Annotated in this window: 21 protein-coding genes; 6 read left to right on the top strand and 15 right to left on the bottom strand. The window is 59.0% G+C overall.

Annotated features, from left to right (window positions below):
• Nucleotides 1-73 precede the first annotated feature (73 nt).
• Nucleotides 74-2,248, bottom strand: coding sequence for a YgiQ family radical SAM protein (locus LLF79_RS12520; RefSeq protein ID WP_046092442.1), 2,175 nt, complete (start codon nucleotides 2,246-2,248; stop codon nucleotides 74-76).
• Between the two features lie 199 nt (nucleotides 2,249-2,447).
• On the opposite strand from LLF79_RS12520, the gene LLF79_RS12515 reads away from it, so the two are divergent.
• Nucleotides 2,448-3,923: a TrkH family potassium uptake protein gene (locus LLF79_RS12515; RefSeq protein ID WP_227879586.1), complete on the top strand. Its 1,476-nt coding sequence runs from the start codon at nucleotides 2,448-2,450 to the stop codon at nucleotides 3,921-3,923.
• Between the two features lie 31 nt (nucleotides 3,924-3,954).
• Here LLF79_RS12515 and ftsP read toward each other — a convergent pair whose 3' ends face one another.
• From ftsP to LLF79_RS12495, 4 genes are all read right to left on the bottom strand, one after another.
• Nucleotides 3,955-5,367, bottom strand: coding sequence for a cell division protein FtsP (gene ftsP, locus LLF79_RS12510; protein ID WP_008502991.1), 1,413 nt, complete (start codon nucleotides 5,365-5,367; stop codon nucleotides 3,955-3,957).
• Nucleotides 5,368-5,425: 58 nt separating this feature from the next.
• Nucleotides 5,426-6,163 (bottom strand): 1-acylglycerol-3-phosphate O-acyltransferase, encoded by a 738-nt coding sequence (gene plsC / locus LLF79_RS12505; RefSeq protein WP_008502990.1) that lies wholly within the window; start codon nucleotides 6,161-6,163, stop codon nucleotides 5,426-5,428.
• A gap of 163 nt (nucleotides 6,164-6,326) precedes the next feature.
• Nucleotides 6,327-8,585 carry a DNA topoisomerase IV subunit A gene (parC, locus tag LLF79_RS12500; protein ID WP_227879585.1) on the bottom strand — a complete coding sequence of 753 codons (2,259 nt, stop codon included), beginning with the start codon at nucleotides 8,583-8,585 and terminating at the stop codon, nucleotides 6,327-6,329.
• 118 nt (nucleotides 8,586-8,703) lie between these two features.
• Nucleotides 8,704-9,105 carry a YgiW/YdeI family stress tolerance OB fold protein gene (locus LLF79_RS12495; protein WP_106105447.1) on the bottom strand — a complete coding sequence of 134 codons (402 nt, stop codon included), beginning with the start codon at nucleotides 9,103-9,105 and terminating at the stop codon, nucleotides 8,704-8,706.
• Nucleotides 9,106-9,243: 138 nt separating this feature from the next.
• On the opposite strand from LLF79_RS12495, the gene qseB reads away from it, so the two are divergent.
• The 4 genes from qseB (at nucleotide 9,244) to LLF79_RS12475 (ending at nucleotide 12,282) form a co-directional block, all read left to right on the top strand.
• The gene (qseB, locus tag LLF79_RS12490) at nucleotides 9,244-9,903 is read left to right on the top strand and encodes a quorum sensing response regulator transcription factor QseB (protein WP_055322133.1); all 660 of its coding nucleotides are present in this window, start codon (nucleotides 9,244-9,246) and stop codon (nucleotides 9,901-9,903) included.
• Nucleotides 9,900-11,249 carry a quorum sensing histidine kinase QseC gene (qseC, locus tag LLF79_RS12485; protein WP_227879584.1) on the top strand — a complete coding sequence of 450 codons (1,350 nt, stop codon included), beginning with the start codon at nucleotides 9,900-9,902 and terminating at the stop codon, nucleotides 11,247-11,249. The genes qseB and qseC overlap by 4 nt, the downstream gene beginning before the upstream one ends.
• 105 nt (nucleotides 11,250-11,354) lie before the next feature.
• Nucleotides 11,355-11,936 carry an NAD(P)H-dependent oxidoreductase gene (locus LLF79_RS12480; protein WP_014833281.1) on the top strand — a complete coding sequence of 194 codons (582 nt, stop codon included), beginning with the start codon at nucleotides 11,355-11,357 and terminating at the stop codon, nucleotides 11,934-11,936.
• A gap of 31 nt (nucleotides 11,937-11,967) precedes the next feature.
• Nucleotides 11,968-12,282 (top strand): putative quinol monooxygenase, encoded by a 315-nt coding sequence (locus LLF79_RS12475; RefSeq protein WP_008502984.1) that lies wholly within the window; start codon nucleotides 11,968-11,970, stop codon nucleotides 12,280-12,282.
• Nucleotides 12,283-12,378: 96 nt separating this feature from the next.
• On the opposite strand, the gene LLF79_RS12470 is transcribed toward LLF79_RS12475, so the two are convergent.
• From LLF79_RS12470 to LLF79_RS12450, 5 genes are read right to left on the bottom strand one after another with little or no spacing between them, the layout of a single operon-like run.
• Nucleotides 12,379-13,266, bottom strand: coding sequence for a MurR/RpiR family transcriptional regulator (locus tag LLF79_RS12470; RefSeq protein ID WP_021242303.1), 888 nt, complete (start codon nucleotides 13,264-13,266; stop codon nucleotides 12,379-12,381).
• A complete protein-coding gene (locus LLF79_RS12465; protein WP_227879602.1) occupies nucleotides 13,263-14,213 on the bottom strand; it encodes an iron-siderophore ABC transporter substrate-binding protein in 951 nt (316 codons plus the stop codon). Before LLF79_RS12465 ends, LLF79_RS12470 begins: the two co-directional genes overlap by 4 nt.
• Before the next feature lie 9 nt (nucleotides 14,214-14,222).
• Nucleotides 14,223-15,263, bottom strand: coding sequence for an iron ABC transporter permease (locus tag LLF79_RS12460; RefSeq protein WP_227879583.1), 1,041 nt, complete (start codon nucleotides 15,261-15,263; stop codon nucleotides 14,223-14,225).
• Nucleotides 15,260-16,243 (bottom strand): iron ABC transporter permease, encoded by a 984-nt coding sequence (locus LLF79_RS12455; RefSeq protein ID WP_227879582.1) that lies wholly within the window; start codon nucleotides 16,241-16,243, stop codon nucleotides 15,260-15,262. The genes LLF79_RS12460 and LLF79_RS12455 overlap by 4 nt, the downstream gene beginning before the upstream one ends.
• Entirely contained in the window at nucleotides 16,240-17,052 is an 813-nt protein-coding gene (locus LLF79_RS12450) for an ABC transporter ATP-binding protein (RefSeq protein ID WP_045351661.1), read from the bottom strand. The genes LLF79_RS12455 and LLF79_RS12450 overlap by 4 nt, the downstream gene beginning before the upstream one ends.
• 386 nt (nucleotides 17,053-17,438) lie before the next feature.
• Between LLF79_RS12450 and LLF79_RS12445 the strand changes: the two genes are divergently transcribed.
• Nucleotides 17,439-19,580, top strand: coding sequence for a TonB-dependent siderophore receptor (locus LLF79_RS12445; RefSeq protein ID WP_227879581.1), 2,142 nt, complete (start codon nucleotides 17,439-17,441; stop codon nucleotides 19,578-19,580).
• An 83-nt stretch (nucleotides 19,581-19,663) separates the two neighbouring features.
• On the opposite strand, the gene parE is transcribed toward LLF79_RS12445, so the two are convergent.
• From parE to nudF, 5 genes are read right to left on the bottom strand one after another with little or no spacing between them, the layout of a single operon-like run.
• Nucleotides 19,664-21,556, bottom strand: coding sequence for a DNA topoisomerase IV subunit B (parE, locus tag LLF79_RS12440; RefSeq protein WP_008502977.1), 1,893 nt, complete (start codon nucleotides 21,554-21,556; stop codon nucleotides 19,664-19,666).
• Between the two features lie 28 nt (nucleotides 21,557-21,584).
• Nucleotides 21,585-22,166 (bottom strand): esterase YqiA, encoded by a 582-nt coding sequence (gene yqiA / locus LLF79_RS12435; RefSeq protein WP_032675509.1) that lies wholly within the window; start codon nucleotides 22,164-22,166, stop codon nucleotides 21,585-21,587.
• A complete protein-coding gene (gene cpdA, locus LLF79_RS12430; RefSeq protein ID WP_227879580.1) occupies nucleotides 22,166-22,993 on the bottom strand; it encodes a 3',5'-cyclic-AMP phosphodiesterase in 828 nt (275 codons plus the stop codon). Before cpdA ends, yqiA begins: the two co-directional genes overlap by 1 nt.
• A gap of 27 nt (nucleotides 22,994-23,020) precedes the next feature.
• On the bottom strand, nucleotides 23,021-23,443 hold the full coding sequence (locus LLF79_RS12425; RefSeq protein ID WP_003862516.1) for a DUF1249 family protein: 423 nt from the start codon (nucleotides 23,441-23,443) through the stop codon (nucleotides 23,021-23,023).
• The gene (gene nudF, locus LLF79_RS12420) at nucleotides 23,440-24,072 is read right to left on the bottom strand and encodes an ADP-ribose diphosphatase (protein ID WP_008502974.1); all 633 of its coding nucleotides are present in this window, start codon (nucleotides 24,070-24,072) and stop codon (nucleotides 23,440-23,442) included. Before nudF ends, LLF79_RS12425 begins: the two co-directional genes overlap by 4 nt.
• Nucleotides 24,073-24,101: the final 29 nt, after the last annotated feature.

Genomic DNA, 24,101 nt, shown 5'->3' with positions numbered 1-24,101 from the left:
CTGCGCCTTACCCGGCCTACGCGCTGACCAGTAGGCCCGGTAAGCGCTAGCGCCACCGGGCTTTGTTACAGGTTTAACCGATCTTACGTTTTACGTTCTTCTTCGTTCCCGCTCCACCGTTCGAACGCTGATGCACAATCGGCGTGTGCTTGGTCAGCGCCGGGCGCGTATTGCGATTCTGGCGACGCGCTTCGCGCATCTCCTCCAGCGTCGGGGCCGGTACCAGACAGTCGCGGCGCGAGCCGATCAGGTGCTTTTTGCCCATCTCTTCCAGCGCCTGGCGGATCAGCGGCCAGTTGGCCGGATCGTGGTAGCGCAGCAGCGCTTTGTGCAGACGACGCTGTTTATCCCCTTTCGGCACCACCACGTCTTCACTCTTATAACCAATCTTACTCAGCGGGTTCTTGCCGGTGTAGTACATGGTCGTCGAGTTGGCGAGCGGTGACGGATAGAAGTTCTGCACCTGATCCAGGCGGAAGCGGCGCTGCTTCAGCCACAGCGCCAGGTTGACCATGTCCTCATCACGCGTGCCCGGGTGGGCGGAGATGAAGTACGGGATCAGATACTGCTCTTTGCCCGCCTGCTTCGAGTAGGTGTCGAACAGCTGTTTAAAACGATCGTAGCTGCCCATGCCCGGCTTCATCATCTTCGACAGCGGGCCTTCTTCGGTGTGCTCCGGCGCAATCTTGAGATAGCCACCCACGTGGTGCGTCGCCAGCTCTTTGATGTAGCGCGGATCTTCCACGGCGATGTCATAACGCACCCCGGACGCGATGAGGATCTTCTTGATGCCTTTCAGATCGCGCGCGCGGCGGTAGAGGTTGATCGTCGGCTCGTGGTTGGTGTCCATGTGCTCACAAATGCTCGGATAGACGCAGGAGAGGCGACGACAGGTCTGTTCCGCGCGCGGTGATTTGCAGCGCAGCATATACATGTTGGCGGTTGGGCCGCCAAGATCGGAAATCACGCCGGTAAAGCCCGGCACGGAGTCGCGAATGGCTTCGATCTCATTGATGATCGAATCTTCAGAGCGGCTCTGAATAATGCGCCCTTCGTGCTCGGTAATGGAGCAGAAGGAACAGCCACCGAAGCAGCCGCGCATGATGTTGATCGAGAAGCGGATCATCTCATACGCCGGGATGCGGGCGTTGCCGTACGCCGGGTGCGGCACGCGCTTGTACGGCAGCGCAAAGACGCTGTCCATCTCTTCGGTGGAGAGCGGGATCGCTGGCGGGTTGATCCAGATAAAGCGCTCGCCGTGCTTCTGCATCAGCGCGCGGGCGCAGCCCGGGTTGGTTTCATGGTGCAGAATACGGGACGCGTGCGCGTAGAGCACCTTGTCGGCTTTCACCTTCTCGTAGGAGGGCAGCAGTACGTAGGTCTTTTCCCAAGGCTTCGGACGCGGCGGCTGCACGACGATCGCCTTCGCTTCCGCCTTCTTTGGCTCTACCGGTTTGTTATCGGCACACGGCAGATCGTCGCCGTACGGATGTGGGATCGGGTCGATTTTGCCCGGCATATCGATGATGCGGGAATCTACCCCGCGCCAGCCCGGCAGCGCCTCTTTCACCATGATCGCAGTATTGCGCACGTCGCGGATGCTGCTCACCGGCTCGCCCTGCGACAGGCGGTGCGCCACTTCCACCAGCGGACGCTCGCCGTTTCCGTAAATCAGCATGTCGGCCTTGGAATCCACCAGCACCGAGCGGCGCACGGTATCTGACCAGTAGTCGTAGTGTGCGGTGCGGCGCAGGCTCGCCTCGATGCCGCCCAGGATCACCGGCACGTCTTTCCAGGCTTCTTTGCAGCGCTGGGTGTAGACGAGGGTTGCGCGGTCCGGACGTTTGCCCGCCACGTTATCCGGCGTGTAGGCGTCGTCATGGCGCAGCTTACGGTCGGCGGTATAGCGGTTGATCATCGAGTCCATGTTGCCTGCGGTCACGCCGAAGAACAGGTTCGGTTTTCCCAAACGCATGAAGTCGTCTTTGCTGTTCCAGTCAGGCTGGGAGATGATCCCCACGCGGAAGCCCTGCGCTTCGAGCATACGGCCACAGATGGCCATGCCGAAGCTCGGGTGGTCAACGTAGGCATCGCCCGTGACCAGAATGATATCGCAGCTGTCCCAGCCCAGTTGGTCCATCTCTTCCCGGGACATCGGCAGGAATGGCGCCGGTCCAAAGCAGGCCGCCCAGTACTGGGGCCAGGAGAAGAGGTCACGATCCGGCTGGATCAGGGAAATTGCGCTCATAATGCTTCCGAAGAAAAAATAAACAAAAGGAGCGGGATTATACGCTGTTCATCCGCCAGATTTGAAGAAAAGGATGCAGGAAGCAGGCAGATATTCACGGAAGTCGTTAAAATATGCCGCCCTGATAATTTTGGATCATAATATTCACTCTATTTTCCGGTGATTTGCCCCGGAATGCGTTTTTGTGCGGAGCTCAGTTGTGAAGCCCAACGATTCGTTACATGTCTCCCAGCTGCGGGTTGTCCTGCACCTCTGCGGTTTCCTTGTGCTGCTGTACAGCCTTTCCATGCTGCCGCCGATGGTTATCGCCCTGCTGAACAAAGAGCGGACCTACTTTGCCTTCCTGACCACTTTTTTAACCTTTTTTAGTCTCGGAGGCTTAACCTGGCGGGCAACCCGCCACGCCGGCATCCAGCTGCGCACCCGCGACGGTTTCGTGATTATCGTGCTGTTCTGGCTGCTTTTTTCATTGATTAGCGCCATGCCGCTCTGGATGGATGACGGGCTTCAGCTCTCCTTTGCTGACGCGCTCTTTGAGGGGGTTTCCGGGATCACCACTACCGGAGCGACGGTGATCGGGGACGTCAGCGCCCTGCCTAAGTCGTACCTGTATTACCGCGCTCAGCTGAATTTCATTGGCGGGTTAGGCGTCATCGTGCTGGCCGTCGCGGTCCTTCCGCTGCTGGGCATTGGCGGCATGAAGCTCTATCAGTCAGAGATGCCGGGGCCGTTCAAGGAGGAGCGTCTGACGCCCCGCCTTGCCGATACCGCGCGCACGCTGTGGGCGACCTACTTCGCGCTGGGCGTGGCCTGCACTCTGGCCTACTGGCTGGCGGGAATGTCCTTTTTTGACGCCGTCTGTCACGGGCTTTCGACCGTGTCACTGGGCGGCTTCTCCACCCGCAGCGAGAGCATTGGTTTTTATGACAGCCACGCAATCGAGCTGGTTGCCGGGGCGTTTTCGCTGCTCTCCGCGTTTAACTTCACCCTCTGGTACGTCGCCATTGTCCGACGCACCCTGAAGCCGATTCGTCGCAGCCCGGAGGTTAAATTCTTCCTGAGCGCCGCTGCGGCGATTATCCTCATCACCGCCTGGCAGGTCTGGCATGCAGGCATGTACAGCCCCACGGATAGCCTGGTGCACGCCTTCTTCCTTGCCAGTTCGATGATGACCGATAACGGCCTGTCGACCGCCGACTACGCCCAATGGCCCACCCACACCATCTTCCTGTTGTTGAGCGCCAGCTTTTTTGGCGGCTGCGTAGGCTCGACCTGCGGCGGGATCAAAGCCCTGCGTTTTTTGATTATGTTCAAGCAGAGTATTCAGGAGATGAACCAGCTGGCGCATCCGCGCGCGCTGCTGAGCATTAAGGTGGGCAAAAGCGTGGTGAATGAACGCGTCCTGCGCTCGGTCTGGAGCTTCTTCTTTCTCTACGTGATGATCACGGGCTTTTTTGTCTGGGCGCTTAATCTGATGGGCTACGATCTGTTTACGTCATTCGCGACGGTCGCCGCCTGTATCAACAACATGGGGCTGGGATTTGGCGAGACGGCGTCGACGTTCGGCACGTTAACAGAAGGGGCTAAGCTGTTGATGTGTGCGGCAATGATCTTAGGGCGTCTGGAAATTTACCCGGTGCTGATTCTGTTCTCGCGCTTTTTCTGGCGGGCATAAACCATTCCCGGCGAACCGGGAATGTCAGAGGTTATGGCGCGGGGTTGATCAGCATTTGCCCTACGGACCCCCTGTCCATCATCTCCAGCGTCTGGCTGTGGAACAGGAACGGGAAGTGCGGCCACGAAGGCTGGCCGTAGTAGACGAGCAGTTCAACCTGACCGTCCACCCAGACGGTATCTTTCCAGCCGCGATCTTCCGGGAACGGCATCGCGCCGTTAACGTTGCGGATCAGGAAGCTTACCCCTTCAATATGGAACGACTGCGGCATATCTGAACGCACCGTCCAGCGCTCCCAGGTGCCCTGTTGCGCGGTGATGTCGATGCGGTTGACGTCCCACAGCGCACCGTTGATGCCCGGATCGTCGCCCAGGCTGATATCACGGCTGCGCACCGGGGAGCCGCTCATGATCTCCTGCGGCAGCAGGCGCATGGGCAGGCTATCGGTCACCAGCGGCAGCAGGCCGGTTGGACGCAGGGTCAGCACCAGGGTCGAGACAAGAATGCTCGACGGTTCAAAGAACCCGCGAATACGGTCAACAATGCTTGCCGCTTCGCCGCAGGTCACAGAGACTTCATCCCCGTTGGTCATATCAATGAGAATTTCGCGACGCTCACCCGGCGCGAGCGCCAGCTGTTTGACGGACACCGGTGCCGGTAAAAAACCCTGATCGCCGGAGATCACGTGCAGCGGACGGCCATCGCTCATTTGCAGCTGATAGCGGCGCGAGTTAGACGCGTTGAGCAGGCGCAGGCGCACCCAGCCACGGGACACTTCGACATACGGGCTCTGCGCGCCGTTAACCAGCAGCGTATCGCCAACGAAGCCACCGCTCCCCGGTTCGCTGTATTCCGGCGTACCGAAATTATCCAGACGTTTGTCCTGGATGATAATCGGGAAGTCATCCACGCCGTAGTGGTTCGGGATCGGCAGGGATTTGCTGACTTCATCTTCCACCAGCCACATGCCGGCCAGGCCGTTATAGACCTGCTGCGCCGTGCGGTTAGGGGTGTTGGCGTGATACCACAGGGTTGCCGCGCTCTGGCGAATCGGCAGAACGGGCGCCCAGTCGGCGCTGGGTGACATCATGCGCGCCGCGCCGCCAATCAGCGGGCCAGGCACCTGCAGGCCGCTGATGGTCATGGCGACATTTTCAGGGGTACGGTTACTGTAGATGAGCTTTACGTCATCGCCATTCCACACGCGTATGGTCGGCCCAAGGTAACGTCCGTTAATGCCCCAGACCGGCGCACGCGTCCCCTGGGTAAAGGACCAGTGGCTGCGCTGCAGCGTCAGGAAAAGCGGCTGGCCGCGACGGGATTCAATGAGTGGCGGAATAGGCAGCGGCTGTTGCTGCCCGGCGGCGCTGGCTGTCAGCGGCATCGCACCCGCACAAAGGGCGATCCCCGAAGCCTGAATAAACTGACGCCGACTGAGTGACATATAAGCTCCATCTGAAACGACTAACAACGCGGGAATTCGTTTTCCCTTCAACGCCGGGTTAGATCTTACCGGCGGCTTCTCTCTCTGCGACTTCTTTGTCGAGCAGCGCAATATGCTCAGCCATCAGATCACGGCAGTGCGCTGCCAGCTCGCGCACCTGATCTTTACCGTATTTGCTGGTATCGACGGGTGGCAGCATTTCGACAATCACCAGCCCGTTATTCAGGCGGTTAAGATTAATCTTATTCGAAGTATTGGAAACGCACACAGGAATAATTGGAACACCTGCCGCAATTGCGGCATGAAACGCACCGGTTTTAAACGGCAGCAGGCCGCGGCCGCGGCTGCGCGTCCCTTCCGGGAACATCCAGATTGAGATCCTGCGCTTTTTAAAATGATTCACCACTTCTGCAATGGTGCCGTGCGCTTTTGCACGGTTATTACGGTCAATCAACAGGTTACCGGTAAGCCAGTACAGCTGACCAAAAAACGGGATCCACAGCAGGCTTTTTTTGCCCACCGTCACGGTCGGTGGAAGCACGATATTGGAGGCCGTCACCATATCGTAGTTGTTCTGATGGTTGGCGATATAGATGGCGTTACCGAAATTCTCCGCTCCTTCCGGCAGGCGTTTTTCAACTTTCAGACCAAACAGCGGCGCAAGACGCCCGAACATATGGCCAAAGGTGGCGACATGCTTCGGATTACGCGGGCTGAACAGGCAATAAATAGAGCCGAAAATACAGACCAGAATACAGTAGATAACGGTAAGAATAAGACGAACAATATATAGCATAGCGACCTCTGAAGCCCTGACAGCTGACAATTATACTTCACCTGTGGCCAGGTAAGGACTTTATTACGAGCGCGTATTGTTAATCGCAACGCACGAATTAACAACGATTTTACGGGAAATTTTATTGAAATTCCCCCTCCGGACAGAGGGGGATATCACGACATTACTCTTCGCTGTCACCCGCCGCGCTGCGTGCAGGAGAGTCAATCTCCACGCGGTCGATACGCTGCAGGCCGCGCATCAGCGAGCCGCGGCGACCGCGCTCGCCCACCACCTTCTGCAGCTCTTCCGGACGAAGCTTGATTTTGCGCTTGCCGACGTGAATGGTCAGCGTGCTCTGCGGCGGCAGCAGGAAGAGGTGCGCCAGGCCATCTTCGCCTTTCGCGGCCTCCGCCGACGGGATGTTGATGATCTTGTTGCCCTTGCCTTTTGACAGCTCCGGCAGATCGCTGACCGGGAACATCAGCATACGCCCGGCGGTGGTGATCGCCAGCAGCATGTCGCTTTCGTTCTCGATCACCAGCGGTGCCATTACGTGAGCGTTGTCCGGCAGGCTAATCAGCGCCTTACCGGCACGGTTGCGGGAAACCAGATCGTTGAAGGTACAGATAAAACCGTAGCCCGCGTCAGACGCCAGCAGCAGCTTCTGGTCATCGGCTTCCATCAGCATATGGTCAACCGTCGCGCCCGGCGGCAGCGTCAGCTTGCCGGTCAGCGGTTCACCCTGCCCGCGTGCGGAAGGCAGCGTGATCGGGTCAATGGCATAGCTGCGACCGGTGGAGTCGATAAACGCCACCGGCTGGTTGCTCTTGCCTTTCACCGCCGCTTTAAAGCTGTCGCCCGCTTTGTAGCTGAGCCCCGGCGCGTCGATATCGTGGCCTTTGGCGCTGCGCACCCAGCCGCTCTGCGACAGGACAATGGTCACCGGCTCGGACGGCTGCATGTCGTGCTCGTTCATCGCCTTCGCTTCTTCGCGCTCGTGCAGCGGAGAACGACGGTCGTCACCAAACGCGTCGGCATCAGCCTGCAGCTCTTTCTTCAGCAGGGTGTTCATCTTGCGTTCGGACGCGAGGATCGCCTGCAGCTGATCGCGCTCTTTTTCCAGCTCGTTCTGCTCGCCGCGGATCTTCATCTCTTCCAGTCTGGCGAGATGGCGCAGCTTCAGCTCGAGGATCGCTTCGGCCTGGGTTTCGCTGATGCCAAAGCGCGACATCAGGGCGGGCTTCGGCTCGTCCTCGGTACGGATGATCTCAATCACCTCGTCGATATTGAGGAACGCCACCAGCAAACCTTCGAGGATATGCAGGCGCTTAAGCACTTTCTCCAGACGATGGTTCAGACGACGGCGTACCGTATCGCGGCGGAACGTCAGCCATTCGGTGAGGATCTCCAGCAGGTTTTTCACCGCCGGGCGTCCGTCGAGGCCGATCATGTTCAGGTTTATGCGGTAGCTTTTTTCCAGATCGGTGGTGGCGAACAGGTGGTTCATCACCTGCTCCATGTCCACGCGGTTAGAACGCGGCACGATCACCAGACGGGTCGGGTTCTCGTGGTCAGATTCGTCACGCAGGTCGTCCACCATCGGCAGCTTTTTATTGCGCATCTGGGAGGCGATCTGCTCCAGCACTTTGGCACCGGAAACCTGATGCGGCAGCGCGGTGATCACCACGGCGCCGTCTTCTTTATTCCACACCGCACGCATGCGTACGGAGCCGCGACCGTTCTGGTAGATTTTGCGGATTTCCGCACGCGAGGTGATGATTTCGGCTTCGGTCGGGAAATCCGGACCCTGCACGATATCCAGCAGATCGTCGAGCGAGGTTTTCGGCTGCTCAATCAGGGTGATGGCGGCTTTCGCCACTTCACGCAGGTTGTGCGGCGGAATGTCCGTCGCCATACCGACCGCGATCCCGGTGGTGCCGTTCAGCAGGATGTTCGGCAGACGCGCGGGCAGCATCTTCGGCTCCTGCAGCGTACCGTCGAAGTTCGGTACCCAGTCAACGGTCCCCTGGCCCAGCTCGCCCAGCAGCACTTCGGCATATTTAGCGAGGCGGGACTCGGTATAACGCATCGCCGCGAAGGATTTCGGGTCGTCCGGCGCCCCCCAGTTCCCTTGACCATCCACCAGCGGGTAGCGGTAAGAGAACGGCTGCGCCATCAGCACCATCGCTTCATAACAGGCGCTGTCGCCGTGCGGATGGTATTTACCCAGCACGTCACCGACGGTACGGGCGGATTTCTTGAACTTGGCGGTGGCGTTCAGCCCCAGTTCGGACATCGCATACACGATGCGGCGCTGAACGGGCTTCAGGCCATCCCCGATAAACGGCAACGCCCTGTCCATGATGACGTACATGGAGTAGTTCAGGTAGGCATTTTCCGTGAATTCATGTAGCGCGAGGCGCTCTGCCATATCGCTCATTACGTGTGATTCCTCAACTCAGAAACCGAAGGGTTTCAGGCAATATTGCCGCAGATACTACCCTATCTGACGAGTTGAGTCACAAAGAAAAAGGGCCGCTTATGCGGCCCTTTTCGGGTTATTTGTTCAGCTTAATGACCTGCTTCACGTCGATTTCAAAATCGTTCCACTCTTTATCGACCTTGCCCTGGATTTCCACTTTATCCTGCGGGGTGACGGTCACGCCGTTCCAGCGCTTGTGGTCAATTTCCACGTTCACCGTGCCGGTCTCATCGCGGAAGGTGTAGCGGTCATCGGACAGGCGCTGGGTGATGTTCCCGCGCAGCTTCACCCAGCTGTCGTCCTTCATCTCTTTCACCTTCACCGCGGTGGTGAGGTTGGCGTCGTTATCGACAAAACCGCCTGCCTGCGTCTGGGGCTGGGTTTGCGTGGCGGACGGGCCGTTAAATCCGCCCTGCGCAGCAAAAACGGGGGCAGTGGTCATCATCATGATGGCGGCAATGGCAGCGAATTTTTTCATATTAACTCTCCCTTTAATCTGGTTTCGCAGTCCATTAAACAGGGTAATCCTTAACAACTTCTTAAGGGAAAAATTTATTTATTATTGCTGTACAGCAGGCGCTTACAGAGGGTTTACTGACGGCATCAAGGAGGGAATATGCGCATTTTACTGGTAGAAGACGACACGCTAATCGGCGACGGTATCAGGGCGGGTTTAAGCAAAATGGGCTTTAGCGTGGACTGGTTTACCGACGGTAAAACCGGTCAGGCCGCGCTCGCGTCTGCACCCTATGATGCCGTGGTGCTGGATCTGACGCTGCCGGAAATCGACGGTCTGGACATCCTGCGCGCGTGGCGCGAAAGCGGGCGCAGCGAGCCGGTATTGATCCTGACCGCGCGGGATGCGCTTAACCAGCGCGTGGAAGGGCTGCGTCTTGGCGCGGATGATTATCTCTGCAAGCCGTTCGCGCTGATTGAAGTGGGTGCCCGCCTCGAGGCGCTGGTCCGCCGCAGCCACGGCCAGACGCATAGCGAGCTACGCCACGGCAAGGTCACGCTCGATCCGACCCGTCTCGTCGCCACGCTGGACGGTGAACTGCTGACGCTGAAGCCGAAAGAGTTCGCGCTGCTGGAACTGCTGATGCGCAATGCAGGCCGCGTGCTCCCTCGCAAGACGATTGAGGAAAAACTGTATACCTGGGACGACGACGTCTCCAGCAACGCGGTAGAAGTCCACGTTCATCATCTGCGCCGCAAGCTTGGCAGCGAGTTTATCCGCACCGTGCACGGCATCGGCTATACCCTGGGTGACGCATGAAGCTGACGCAACGCCTGAGCCTGAAGCTGCGCCTGACGCTCCTCTTTTTAGCGCTCTCCCTGACGGCATGGTTTGCCGCCAGCCTGGTGGCCTGGCAGCAGACCACCCACAAGCTGGATAAGCTCTTTGACACGCAGCAGATGCTGTTTGCCAAACGGCTGCTGACGATGGATCTGGACGAGATCCGCGCCCCCGAGCGGATGCGCGAGATCCCAAAAAAAGTGAAGCATGGCCGTCTCGATGACGACGCGCTGGCTTTCGCCATTTACAGCGTCGAGGGCAAAATGCTGCTGAACGACGGCGAGAACGGGCGCGATATTCCGTATCACTATCGCCGCGACGGGTTTGCTAACGGGCAGCTCCAGGACGACAACGACGAATGGCGTTTCCTGTGGCTGACCTCACCCGACGGGAAATACCGCGTGGTTGTCGGTCAGGAGTGGGAGTACCGCCAGGATATGGCGCTGGACGTGGTCAGCTCGCAGCTCACGCCCTGGCTGGTGGCGCTGCCGGTGATGCTGCTTTTGCTGGTTCTCCTCCTGATCCGGGAGCTGAGGCCGCTCAAAAAGCTGGCGCAGACCCTGCGCTCCCGCTCGCCGGATGCGACCGATGCGCTTGTGCTTCAGGGTGTGCCCACGGAAGTACGCCCCCTGCTCGACGCGCTGAATCACCTCTTCGCACGTACCCAGGAGATGATGACCCGCGAGCGCCGCTTTACGTCCGATGCCGCCCACGAGCTGCGCAGCCCGCTGGCGGCCCTGAAGGTGCAAACTGACGTGGCGCAGCTCTCGCAGGACGATCCGCAGGCGCGGGAAAAAGCGCTGGCACAGCTGCATGCGGGAATCGACCGCGCTTCCCGGCTGGTGGACCAACTCCTCACGCTGTCGCGTCTGGACTCGCTGGACAACCTGGACGATGTCGAACCGATAACGCTTGCCGATTTACTGCAGTCGGCGGTGCTGGATATCTGGCATCCGGCGCAGCAGGCAGGGATTGATATTCGCCTCAACAACCATGCCCCGCAGGTCAAGCGTCAGGGACAGCCCCTGCTGCTCAGCCTGCTAGTGCGCAACCTGCTGGACAATGCCATCCGCTACAGTCCGCGCGGCAGCGTGGTGGACGTTACGCTGGACGCGCGTAGCTTTAGCGTGCGCGACAACGGTCCCGGCGTTGACCCCGAGGTGCTGGCGCGCATCGGCGAGCGTTTTTATCGTCCACCGGGCCAGAACGCCACGGGCAGCGGGCTGGGACTCTCTATCGTCAGGCGCATTGCCGCGCTGCACGGAATGCGCGTCTCGCTGAGCAATGCGGCGGAAGGCGGCTTTGAGGTGAAGGTCAGCTGGTAGCGGATTATTGCATCTCCAGCAAAAGACTTTGCACATTTTGCTCATTTTTCCGCTCCGTCCTCGCGCGTAGAATACCCGGCATACTCTCATCGTCGAGGACAAAAAATGAGCAACATTCTGATTATTAACGGTGCAAAAGAATTTGCGCACTCTAAAGGCCAGCTGAATGACACCCTGACCGAGGTCGCGGACGGTTTCCTGCGCGACGCCGGGCATGATGTTAAGGTCGTGCGTGCAGACAGCCACTACGACGTGAAAGCCGAAGTGCAGAACTTCCTGTGGGCTGACGTGGTGATCTGGCAGATGCCAGGCTGGTGGATGGGCGCGCCGTGGACCGTGAAAAAATACATGGACGACGTGTTCACGGAAGGTCACGGTTCGCTGTATGCCAGCGATGGCCGCACCCGCTCTGACGCGTCCAAAAAATACGGTTCAGGCGGCCTGATTCAGGGCAAAAAATATATGCTGTCACTGACCTGGAACGCGCCGCTGGAAGCCTTCACCGAGAAAGATCAGTTCTTCGAAGGCGTGGGCGTAGACGGTGCTTATCTGCCGTTCCACAAGGCGAATCAGTTCCTGGGCATGGATCCGCTGCCGACCTTTATCGTCAACGACGTGATTAAAATGCCTGATGTCCCGCGCTATATCGCAGAATATCGCAAGCATCTCGCGGAAATTTTTGCTTAACTGGTAGCCTGGAATTAAAGGAGTAGTAAACATGCTTACCGTTATCGCAGAAATCCGTACTCGTCCAGGTCAACATCACCGCCAGGCGGTGCTGGATCAGTTCGCGAAAATTATCCCGACCGTACTGAAAGAAGAAGGCTGCCACGGCTACGCGCCGATGGTGGATGCCGCCACTGACGCCAGCTTCCAGGCGACCGCGCCGGACTCGATCATCATGGTTGAGCAGTGGGAAACCGTCGCGCATCTTGAAGCGCATCTGCAGACCGCGCACATGAAAGCGTGGAGCGACGCGGTGAAGGGCGACGTGCTGGAAACCCACATCCGCATTCTGGAGCAAGGGGTTTAAGTTCGTGGAATTTGCCGGGTGGCACTGCGTTTACCCGGCCTACAAAACCTGAACCGTAGGCCCGGTAAGCGCTAGCGCCACCGGGCTTTGTTGTTTTTAGCTGCTCTTCTTCCCCGGCTTTAACCCGCGATGGAGCTCGTTGATGCGCTTCATCGACTTGATGGCGCGCTGTGGTTCGGTGGCGGCGACGGATAAAATGATCATCTCCAGGCACAGCAGCACCGTGCCGTGGAGCGGGATTTTACCCTTTTCGCCACCGCGCGGAACGTGGATCACCACGCTGGCTTCCTTACTGAAACGCGAATCGAGGGCGTTGGTCAGCAGGATGGTGGGAATGCCCAAACGTTTTGCTTCACGCAGGGTGGTTTGCCCCTCCCGGTGCGCGGATTTCTGCGCCATCATCACCAGCACGTCACCGCGCTGAAGCGCAATCAGCTGCTCGGCAAGCCCGATCCCGGTACGGTTAAGCGGCGTGGCGGGTAACCCCATACGGCTGAACAGCCTGGCGGTGTACTCGGCCAGAATACCGGAGGCGCCAATGCCAAATATGGCGACCTGCCTTGCCTGCGCCAGCAGTGAGACCGCCTGCGCCATCGCGTAGCGGTTGTGGGGCTCGGATAACACCTCGCAGGTGTGCTGATGTCCCTCCAGCACGAAATCAATGCTCGCGTTGACGTCGCTGGCGAGCGTGTTCACCGTGGTGGACATCTTTTCGCTGGAGGTGACCACCGGGCCAAACCACTGCTCCAGCGTCTGCTTGAGATCGCGCAGCCCGGCGAACCCCAGCGCCTGTATGGCGCGGACCACCGTGGCATCCGAGGTTTTCACTACGGCGGCAATCTCCATGGCGGTCTGCTCCATCACCGCTTCGCGGTTGTCATGGATATAGCGTGCGACCTGCAGCAGACGCGGCGTCAGCTGATGCGCCCGCGCGCGAAAGCGGTCGCCATAGACATCCACGCGCCCCTTCTCTTTGCGGATCACCGTGATGCCTCCGGCAGCGGACGCCCGGCAATCTGTGACTGCACCTGCGCGGCCATCAGCCCTAAAGACGCGAACGAATTCGAGATCGCCTCTTCACGCGAGATCAACACGTAATGCCCGCGCCGGCAGGCATTCAGGAACTGACACCAGCCCGGCATCACCGCCTCCATCGCTGCCAGCTCGTCCTGCGGTTTACCGCCCGTATCCCCGCGCCAGGTAGCAAAGACGAAATCGGCATCCAGCTCCGGCAGGCGCTCGGCGCTGACGTCGATGCGCCCCCCTTCCGGGATGGACTCAATCAGTGGCGGGAATTTGAATCCGGCGTCGCGCAGAACGCGGCCCAGCGAGTGGTAGCTGTGCATGGCGTTGATTTTCCCCTGATTGGCCTGAATCACCGATACGGTGATTTTGCGCGTGTCGATGGTCGCCTTCAGCGCCTTGATTTGCTCCTGATATCGCCGCTCCAGAACCTTGAGCCTTGCCTGCGTGCCCGTGAGCTGCGCCAGCTTGCGGTAGATTTCCGGCGCGCCGCCGTCGAGATGATCGATGCTCACCGTCGGGGCAATTTTCGCTAATTGTTCCACCGGCGTGTTGCGGGTCGGCTCGGTAACGATCAGGTCAGGTTTGGCGGCGGCGATGGCTTCGATGTCGATATCCGCCGTGCCGATAAATTTGATATCGGAATTATCGAAGTCGACGCCGGTCAACATGCCGCTGGATCGCAGAAAATGGCTGCCGTCCGGCCGCGTACGGCCATGGCTCGCCACCGGCGGCACGCCAAGCTCAATCAGCGGAATGGTGATGTCCAGATCGTGTAATGAAACAATCCGCTTCGGATGAACCGGCACCACCACCTTTCGGTTCAGATCGTCAGTAAAGACCTGCGTCGGCTCCGCCGCGCTCACCGCGAACCCCACCAGCAACAGCATCGAAAACAGTACGCGCATCATAATCCCCTAAAATCTGTCCCGGCGCTGCCAGAGCAGCAGCAGGAAAAACGGTCCGCCAATCAATGAAATCACAATCCCCGCCGGCAGCTGCAGCGGGAGGAATGCCAGACGTCCGACGTTATCCGCCAGCAGCACCAGCAGCGCGCCCAGCACGGCGCTTCCCGTCAGGAGCGCGGTTTGACCACCGCGCAGCAGCAGGCGCGCCATGTGCGGGGCAATCAGCCCCACAAAGCCAATACTGCCCACGCAGGAGACGCAGGCCGCCGTCAGCACCACCGGAGCGAGAACCCGCAGCAGCGCCAGCCGGGTTGTGCGCACGCCAAGGCCCGTAGCGGCCTGATTGCCGAGCAACGCCACGTCCGCGGCCCGGGCGGTAAAGAGCAGCAGCGCAAACGCGGGGGCGGCCCAGAGCGCGGCCAGCCCCACCAGCGTCCAGTTTGCCGCGTGCAGGCTGCCCGCCAGCCACAGCATCGCCGTCTGCACGTCGCGCACGTCGGCGGTGGTCATAAAGACGCCCATTGCCGCGGCAAACGCCCACGACACGCCGATGCCGATCAGAATGAACCGCGGGCGCGAGATATCGCGCGCGAGGACGATCACCAGCAGCGCGGTGAGCAGCCCGCCGGCCATGCCAACCAGCGGACGCCAGGCCAGGCTCAGCGCCGGGAACTGAAAAATCAGCAGCAGTACCGCCGCGCTACAGCCCTCCTTCACGCCGATAAGCCCCGGGTCAGCCAGACCGTTGCGGGTGATGGACTGCATCGCCGCCCCCGCCATCCCGAGCATCGCCCCGCACAGCACTGCCATCAGCAGGCGCGGCAGGCGGATATCCATCACGACGTAGCGCGTCTCCGCCGTCAGACTTTCAGGCGAAAACAGCGCCCGCCCGATGGCAGAGGCGGGAATGGGCAGAGAACCGTGCGTCAGGCCAAAGCCCAGCAGGCCTAGCGCCATCAGCGCGAAAAGCGACAGGCACGCCAGCGCCTTCGGGCGAACCAGCGCCGACAGGCGGCCAACGCGGATCGCGCGGAGTCCGGCCCGGTTCATTTGAACATCCTCGAGGCCATAAGGATGAACACGGGCGCGCCGACAAGGGCCGTCATGATGCCGGTTGCCAGCTCCCAGGGGGTAAACAGCGTGCGGGCAGCGATATCCGCCAGCAGCAGCACCAGCGCACCGCAGAGGGCCGACAGCGGCACCATCGCGCGTAAATCGACCGACACCAGACGGCGAATGAGCTGCGGTACCACAAGGCCGATAAAGCCAATCGGTCCGGCGATGGAGACGGCCGCGCCGCAGAGCAGCGCAATGGCCAGCAGGGCAAGGAGGCGGGTTTTCAGCAGCGACACGCCAAGCCCCTGCGCCATTCTGTCGCCCAGCGCCAGCATGTTGAGCGAGGGCGACAGCCCGATAGCAAGAACAAAACCAGCGGCTGCAGCCCACAGGGCGCTCTGGAGCATCTGCGCGTTGATCCCGGCGATATCACCCGCCAGCCAGGTGCGCAGAGAGAGCAGCGTCTGTTCATCTAGGATTAACACCGCGGCGGTAATCGACGAGGCAAACGCCGACATCGCCACGCCGCACAGGGTGACCTTCATCGGCGTGAGCCCGGTGCGACCGGTCGAGGAGAACATCAGCACCAGCAGAAACAGCGCGGCGGCACCGGCGGCGGCAATCAGCGGACGACCAAACGGCAGCGAAAGCCCAAGCGCGCTGGTCACCACCACCGCGAGCGCTGCCCCGGCGTTGAGCCCCAGAATATGCGGCTCGCCGAGCGGGTTGCGGATCACGGACTGCAGCAGCACGCCCGCCACGCCGAGCGCGGCGCCTGTCACCATTGCGGCGCAGAGGCGCAGCAGCCGTAGTCTGATGATGATGTTATGGTCGAAATTGCGCGGGTCGAAGTGAAAGAGTGCCTCCACTACCGTTTGCGGGGCGATAAAGCGTGCACCGATCCCCAGATGAGCAATCGCCCCCATTGCCAACAGCAGGGTGAAAATCAGGAAAGCTAGAGAGATGCGCATCATGGCTTCTGAATGCTCTGGCGAAACGGCATAAAGAACGGTTTGCCGGTTAGCGGGTTAATCGACATATGCACGTCCACATCAAACACCGCTTTGATCAGCTCCGGCGTGCAGGCGTCGCCTTCATGTAACACCCCCTCGACTTTTCCCTGGCGTAAAAAGACCAGGGAATCACCGTAGTTCACGGCAAAGTTGAGATCGTGCAGCACCACCACGACGGTACGCCCATGCTGGCGGGTCAGGGCGTGCAGTAGTTCCAGGATCTCCACCTGATAGCGGAGATCGAGGTACGTCGTCGGCTCGTCAAGCAGGATATACGGCGTTTGCTGCGCCAGCGCCATGGCGATCCAGCAGCGCTGACGCTGGCCGCCGGATAAGCTTTCCACCGGCATATGGGCAAACGCTGCCGTGCCGGTCAGGCGCAGGGCCTCTTCCACCGCCAGTTCGTCCTCGTCGCTCCACTGGCGCATAACGTTTTGCCAGGGAAAGCGCCCGCGCGAGACCAGCTCAAAAACGGTTAACCCTTCCGGGAGCAGCGGGGACTGCGGGAGAATACCAAGCTGGCGGGCGACGGCTTTGGTCGGCTGCTCGTGAATGGCTTTACCGTCCAGCAGCGCGGTTCCCCCAAGCGGCTGCAGCAGCCGCGCGATAGTGCTCAACAGCGTGGATTTCCCACAGCCGTTCGCCCCTACCAGCACCGTCATTTTCTGCTGAGGGATGGCAAGGGAGATATCATCAACGATGATTTTTTTCTGATAGCCCGCAGAGAGGTTCTCCAGAACCAGTCCCGGTTGTTTTGTGTTGTGAGCCACGTGAACGCCAACGTAATAAAAAAAGCGCAACAAATATAAATAAAAATCATTCTCTTTTGAGAGTTTGACGCCACGCCATGTAGTAGTCAAGCGAAGAAACACCCTGAAAAAACCAGGGGTAACGGAGCGTTACCATGCAGACCACAAAATTAACAAATCATTATTTTTCAATTAAATAATTCATTACCCTTGTACTTTCCCGTTGCGTTTCATGCATGTAGCCGATTTTTATCATTTTTCATTTACTACTACATTCCCGCATGATTGAATGATTCTCAATTACATGTTCGATGCCGGTTCTGGCTAACGAGCAGAGCATAAAAGGGCAATGACTCACACATTCTTCCGTGAAGGTGATTCACGGATATTTTGGGAAAACAGATGTAATGGCTACGTTCACACCTTCACTCTCTGGGGTAAAAGGGCGCGCGCTCTTTTCACTGCTGTTTATGGCGCCGCTGGCCCAGGCGGCGGACACCACCGCGGCTAAAGACGGCGAAACGCTTACCGTCACTGCCGATCCAAATACGCCGGCGGAAGCCACCAACGGCTACCAGCCGCTGAACACCTCCACCGCAACGCTGACCAACATGCCGATGCTGGATATCCCGCAGGTGGTGAATACCGTCAGCGATAAAGTGCTGGAGGATCAGCACGCCACCACGCTGGATGAGGCGCTCTACAACGTTAGCAACGTGGTCCAGACGAATACCCTCGGCGGTACGCAGGATGCCTTCGTGCGCCGCGGGTTTGGCGCGAACCGGGACGGCTCGATCATGACCAACGGCCTGCGCACCGTCCTGCCGCGCAGCTTTAACGCCGCCACCGAGCGCGTGGAGGTGCTTAAAGGCCCGGCCTCAACGCTGTATGGCATTCTCGATCCGGGCGGCCTGATTAACGTCGTCACCAAACGCCCGGAGAGAACCTTCGGTGGTTCTTTGTCCGCCACCTCCTCCAGCTTTGGCGGCGGCACCGGACAGGTCGATGTGACCGGCCCGATCGACGGTACGCGCCTGGCGTATCGCCTCACGGGTGAGTATCAGGACGAAGATTACTGGCGTAATTTTGGCAACGAACGCAGCACCTTTATCGCCCCGTCGCTCACCTGGTTCGGCGATGATGCCACCGTGACCGTGCTCTATTCGCATCGCGACTATAAAACGCCGTTCGATCGCGGAACGATCTTCGATCTCAACACCAAAAAGGCCGTTGATGTCGATCGCAAAACCCGCTTTGACGAGCCGTTTAACGTGACCGATGGTCAGTCCGATCTGGCGCAGCTCAACGCGGAATACCGCCTCAACAGCCAGTGGACCGCGAAGTTCGACTACAGCTACAGCCAGGATAAATACAGCGACAACCAGGCCCGCGTGATGGCCTACGATGCAAAAACCGGCACCCTGACCCGCCGGGTGGATGCGACCCAGGGCTCGACACAGCGCATGCACAGCACCCGCGCGGACCTGCAGGGGAATGTGGATATTGCAGGCTTTTACAATGAGATCCTGACCGGCGTGTCGTATGAGAATTACGATTTGCTGCGTACGGACATGATGCGCTGTAAGAACGTCAAAGGTTTCAACATCTACCATCCGGTTTACGGCAAACTCAACAAGTGTACAACCGTCTCCGCCGCAGACAGCGACCAGACGCTCAAACAGGAGAGTTATTCGGCCTACGCGCAGGATGCCCTGTACCTGACGGATAAGTGGATCGCCGTCGCCGGGATGCGCTATCAGTATTACACCCAGTACGCGGGCAAAGGTCGTCCGTTCAACGTCAACACCGACAGCCGCGACGAACAGTGGACGCCAAAGCTGGGGCTGGTTTACAAGCTCACGCCATCCGTCTCGCTGTTTGCCAACTACTCGCAGACGTTTATGCCGCAGTCGTCCATTGCAAGTTACATTGGCGACCTGCCGCCGGAAACCTCAAACGCCTACGAAGTGGGCGCGAAGTTCGACCTGTTCGACGGCGTTACCGCCAATATCGCGCTGTTTGATATCCACAAACGCAACGTGCTGTACAACGAAAGCGTGGGAGGTGAAACCATTGCCAAAACGGCGGGCCGCGTGCGATCCCAGGGCGTGGAGGTGGATCTTGCCGGATCGCTGACCGAGAACACCAATATTATCGCCAGCTACGGCTACACCGACGCGAAGGTGCTGGAAGACCCGGACTACGCGGGCAAACCGCTGCCGAACGTGCCGCGCCACACCGGCTCCCTGTTCCTGACGTACGATATTCACAATGCGTTTGCCGGGAATACCCTGACGCTGGGCGGTGGCGGACACGGCGTGAGCCGTCGTTCAGCGACCAACGGCGCGGATTATTATCTGCCGGGCTATTTTGTGGCGGATGCCTTTGCGGCCTATAAGATGAAGCTGCAGTATCCGGTGACGCTGCAGGTGAACGTGAAGAACCTGTTTGATAAGACCTACTACACCTCGTCCATTGCGACCAACAACCTGGGCAACCAGATTGGCGACCCTCGCGAAGTGCAGTTTACGGTGAAGATGGCGTTTTGATGTAAAAAAGCCCGGTGGCGCTAATGCTTACCGGGCCTGCGATCCATTCCCTCTCCCTGCGGGAGAGGGTTAGGGTGAGGGCATCAAGCCTCAATATCCGCCATATCGCCTTTCTCCTGCAGCCAGTTACGACGGTCTTCCGAACGTTTCTTGGCAAGGAGCATATCCATCATGGCGTTGGTCTGCTGTTCGTCTTCATCGCTGATCGTCAGCTGCACCAGACGGCGCGTGTTCGGATCCAGCGTCGTTTCGCGCAGCTGCATCGGGTTCATCTCGCCCAGCCCTTTAAAGCGCTGCACGTTCGGTTTGCCCTTCTTGCGCTTCAGCTGTTCCAGCACGCCCGCTTTCTCTTCTTCCGTCAGCGCGTAGTACACCTCTTTGCCGAGATCGATACGGTACAGCGGCGGCAGCGCCACGTAGACGTGACCGTTTTTCACCAGCGTACGGAAGTGCTTCACAAACAACGCGCACAGCAGCGTGGCGATGTGCAGACCATCGGAGTCCGCATCCGCGAGAATGCAGATCTTGCCGTAGCGCAGCTGGCTCAGATCGTCGCTGTCCGGATCGATACCGATCGCGACCGAGATATCGTGGACTTCCTGCGAGGCCAGCACTTCGTCTGAAGACACTTCCCAGGTGTTCAGGATCTTACCCTTGAGCGGCATGATCGCCTGGTATTCACGATCGCGCGCCTGCTTGGCCGACCCGCCCGCCGAGTCCCCTTCCACGAGGAACAGTTCGGTACGGTTGAGATCCTGCGCGGTACAGTCTGCCAGCTTGCCCGGCAGCGCAGGGCCGCTGGTCAACTTTTTACGCACCACTTTTTTCGCCGCACGCAGACGACGCTGGGCGCTGGAGATCGCCATTTCGGCCAGCATCTCCGCCGCCTGAACGTTCTGGTTCAGCCAAAGGGTAAAGGCATCTTTCACCACGCCGGAGACGAACGCCGCGCACTGGCGTGACGACAGACGTTCTTTGGTCTGACCGGCAAACTGCGGATCCTGCATCTTCACGGAGAGCACGTAGGCGCAGCGGTCCCAGATATCTTCCGCCGACAGCTTCACGCCTCGCGGCAGGATATTACGGTATTCACAGAATTCGCGCATCGCGTCCAGCAGCCCCTGACGCAGGCCGTTGACGTGGGTCCCGCCGAGCATGGTGGGGATCAGGTTAACGTAGCTTTCGGTCAGCAGCTCGCCGCCTTCCGGCAGCCACAGCAGCGCCCAGTCCACCGCTTCGGTATCGCCGCTAAAGTTGCCGACGAACGGTTTTTCCGGCAGCGTTGGCAGGCCGTTTACCGCTTCGCACAGGTAGTCGTTCAGGCCATCGGCGTAGCACCAGGTTTGCTCGGTATTGTTAACGTGATCTTTAAAGGTGATTTCCACGCCCGGGCAAAGCACCGCTTTGGCTTTCAGCAGGTGCGTCAGGCGGGATACGGAAAAGCGCGGGCTGTCGAAGAAACTCTCGTCAGGCCAGAAGTGGACGCTGGTGCCGGTGTTGCGTTTGCCGCACGTGCCGACAACCTGCAAATCCTGCACCTTCTCGCCGTTTTCAAACGCGATGTTGTAGACCTGACCATCGCGACGGACGTTCACTTCCACGCGTTTGGACAGGGCGTTGACGACGGAAATCCCCACGCCGTGCAGGCCGCCGGAGAACTGGTAGTTTTTGTTGGAGAACTTACCGCCCGCATGCAGACGACAGAGGATCAGCTCAACGGCCGGGACGCCCTCTTCCGGGTGGATATCCACCGGCATGCCGCGCCCGTCGTCAATAACTTCCAGCGACTGATCGGCATGCAGGATGACGTCAACGCGTTTGGCATGGCCCGCCAGCGCTTCGTCCACACTGTTATCAATAACTTCCTGGCCCAGATGGTTTGGGCGCGTCGTATCGGTGTACATCCCCGGGCGGCGGCGAACCGGCTCAAGCCCGGTGAGGACCTCAATGGCATCAGCGTTATAGGTTTGCGTCATGATTTAAACTAGCAATTCGCATTGATTGTCAGTGGCTGTGCAGTCCAAGAAAATCGACAATCTGGGTGAAATGATTCTCAAAGCCCGTGAAAGCATGGTTTCCGCCCTCTTCTATAGTCTGGCGGCAGGAGGCGTAATACGCCACTGCCTGGCGGTAATCCAGCACTTCATCACCCGTCTGCTGCAGCAGCCAGATGAGATCCGGCGCCTCGAGCGGGTCGACCTGCATAACTTTGAGATCGTAAATATGGCGTGACTCTAGCACATATTGCTGGCCGGTGTAGGGGTTCTCGTTTTCGCCAAGAAAGTCCCGCAGCAGCTCAAATGGCCGTACCGCCGGATTAACCACCACGGCGGGCAGCATAAAGCATTGCGAGAGCCAGGTGGCGTAATATCCCCCCAGCGATGAACCGACCACACCAAAGGTTTCGCCGCCGTGCGCAAGCACGATGGATTCCAGCATTTCCGCGGCTTCTGCCGGGTAAGGCGGCAGCTGTGGGATAATCATCTCAACGTCAGGGTGATGCGCGCTCAGCCACTGGCGAAACTGTGTCGCTTTTGCGGAGCGCGGCGAACTGTTAAATCCGTGCAGATAAAGGAGCGTAGACATCAATAGCCTTCTGAAGCGGTGTCCGGGCGGAACTGTGCGCCGGTCAAACGGCAGACATCCGTGGTCAGCGTGCCGTCGGGATGCAGTTCCAGCCAGCGCCAGCCTGGCGCGATGGTATCCAGCGTAAAGTTGGCGCAGTGCGGCTTAAACTGAACGCAGGTCGACGGCGTCGCCAGCATGCGGCGTCCGTTCCAGTCGAGATCCTGTTCCTGGTGAATATGCCCACACAGCAGATTTTTCACCCGCGGGAACTTCGCCAGCACGCGATCCAGCGCCGCGGAGTTGCGCAGGCTGTGCTGATCGAGCCAGCTGCAGCCCGCCGGCAGAGGATGATGATGAAGCAACAGCAGCGTGTGACGTTCAGGTTCAGCCGCCAGTTTGGTCTCAAGCCAGTCGAGCTGAAACTCGCTTAACTCACCGTGCGGGACGCCAAACACCTGGCTGTCCAGCAGCAGGATCTGCCACTGTTCACCCGCAAAAACACATTTCGCCGGAGAAATCCCCGCATCCTGGAGAGAACTGTACATTGCGGGCTGAAAATCGTGGTTACCCGGCAGCCAGACGCAGGGCGCGCTAAAGCTCGCGATGCCTTCAGCAAAATGCTGGTAGGCCGCGGAAGATTGGTCCTGCGCCAGATCGCCCGTTGCGACAATCAGATCGCATGCACGGTTTTCAGCGTGAATGGCGCTCAGTACCGCCTGATAACTCTCCCAGGTATTCACCCCCAGCAGCGTTTCATGCTTTTCGGCAAAAAGGTGGGTATCGGTGATTTGTAATATCCTGACTGGCGCCCCACCAGCAACAGTCAGGTTCAACAGGCTTTCCAAATGGTGTCCTTAGGTAGGTTTATGACGCTAACAAACCGGAATCGCCATTGCTCCATGTGCTAAACAATACCTTAGCCAGTCGGCTAAAAACTGGTTAATTTGATGCTTTTCGTCGCGTTGATGCAACTTTTTATTCGGGTAATCATACCGCGCCTTGAAACGAAAGATCTGCTGGCTTGAACACACTTCAGCGACCATCGCGTCGTGATAGAGGCGTACCGTCATCGACGGCAGGCTCCAGTAGCTAATGCTGGGTGCCGTTTGCTCAATCTCCACCAGCGTAGTGTAGCGCGTTGATTCTGTTATCGTTAATCGATACTGCGCGTTGCTCACCTGATAGCTTACCGTTTCGCCGGGTGCGTCGTTTCTCGGCAGCAGGCGGCGCAATTGTGCAAAATTCGTTTCGCACAGGCGCATCATTTCTGGGAAGTCAGGCGTATAGCGCTTCATTTTTTCCACTCGTTTCGTAATGTCTGATAATGCAGCTGCAGCCATTGCAGGGCGATGACAGACGCTGCGTTGTCGATTTTCCCCTCTTCTACCCACTGATAAGCCTGTTCCCGGCTCACCACATGAACCCGAATATCTTCGTTTTCATCAGCCAGACCGTGAATCCCTTCTGCGGTCGTGGCGTCCACTTCGCCCACCATAATGGATAAGCGTTCGCTGGTGCCACCCGGACTCGCCAGATAGCTCAACACCGGTTTGGTGCGGCCCACCACCAGCCCCGCCTCTTCCAGCGCCTCGCGCCGGGCGACGTCTTCAACCGTCTCGCCTTCTTCGATCATCCCGGCCACCATCTCCAGTAGCCACGGGCTCTCACTGACGTCATAAGCGGCGATGCGGATCTGCTCCACCAGCACGACTTCGTCACGCACTGGGTCAAAGGGTAGCAAGACTGCCGCATGCCCGCGCTCAAAAATTTCGCGTCTGATTTCGCCGCTCATTTCACCGTTAAACAGGCGATGCCTGAAACGGTAAAGATCCATTGAAAAAAAACCGCTATAAAGCGTTTCTCGTGCAATAATTTCTACATCGTTTTTGGCGAATGTCACGGGCAACTTTTCTGGTTTTTGCATGAGTCGAGTCCTGGTAGCAATGGTGATGA

This window comes from Enterobacter cloacae complex sp. 2021EL-01169, from assembly GCF_020733125.1.
GTDB lineage: Bacteria > Pseudomonadota > Gammaproteobacteria > Enterobacterales > Enterobacteriaceae > Enterobacter > Enterobacter roggenkampii.
The sequence above is the reverse complement of the archived record's forward strand: the minus strand, read 5'-3'. Positions and strand labels throughout refer to the sequence as shown.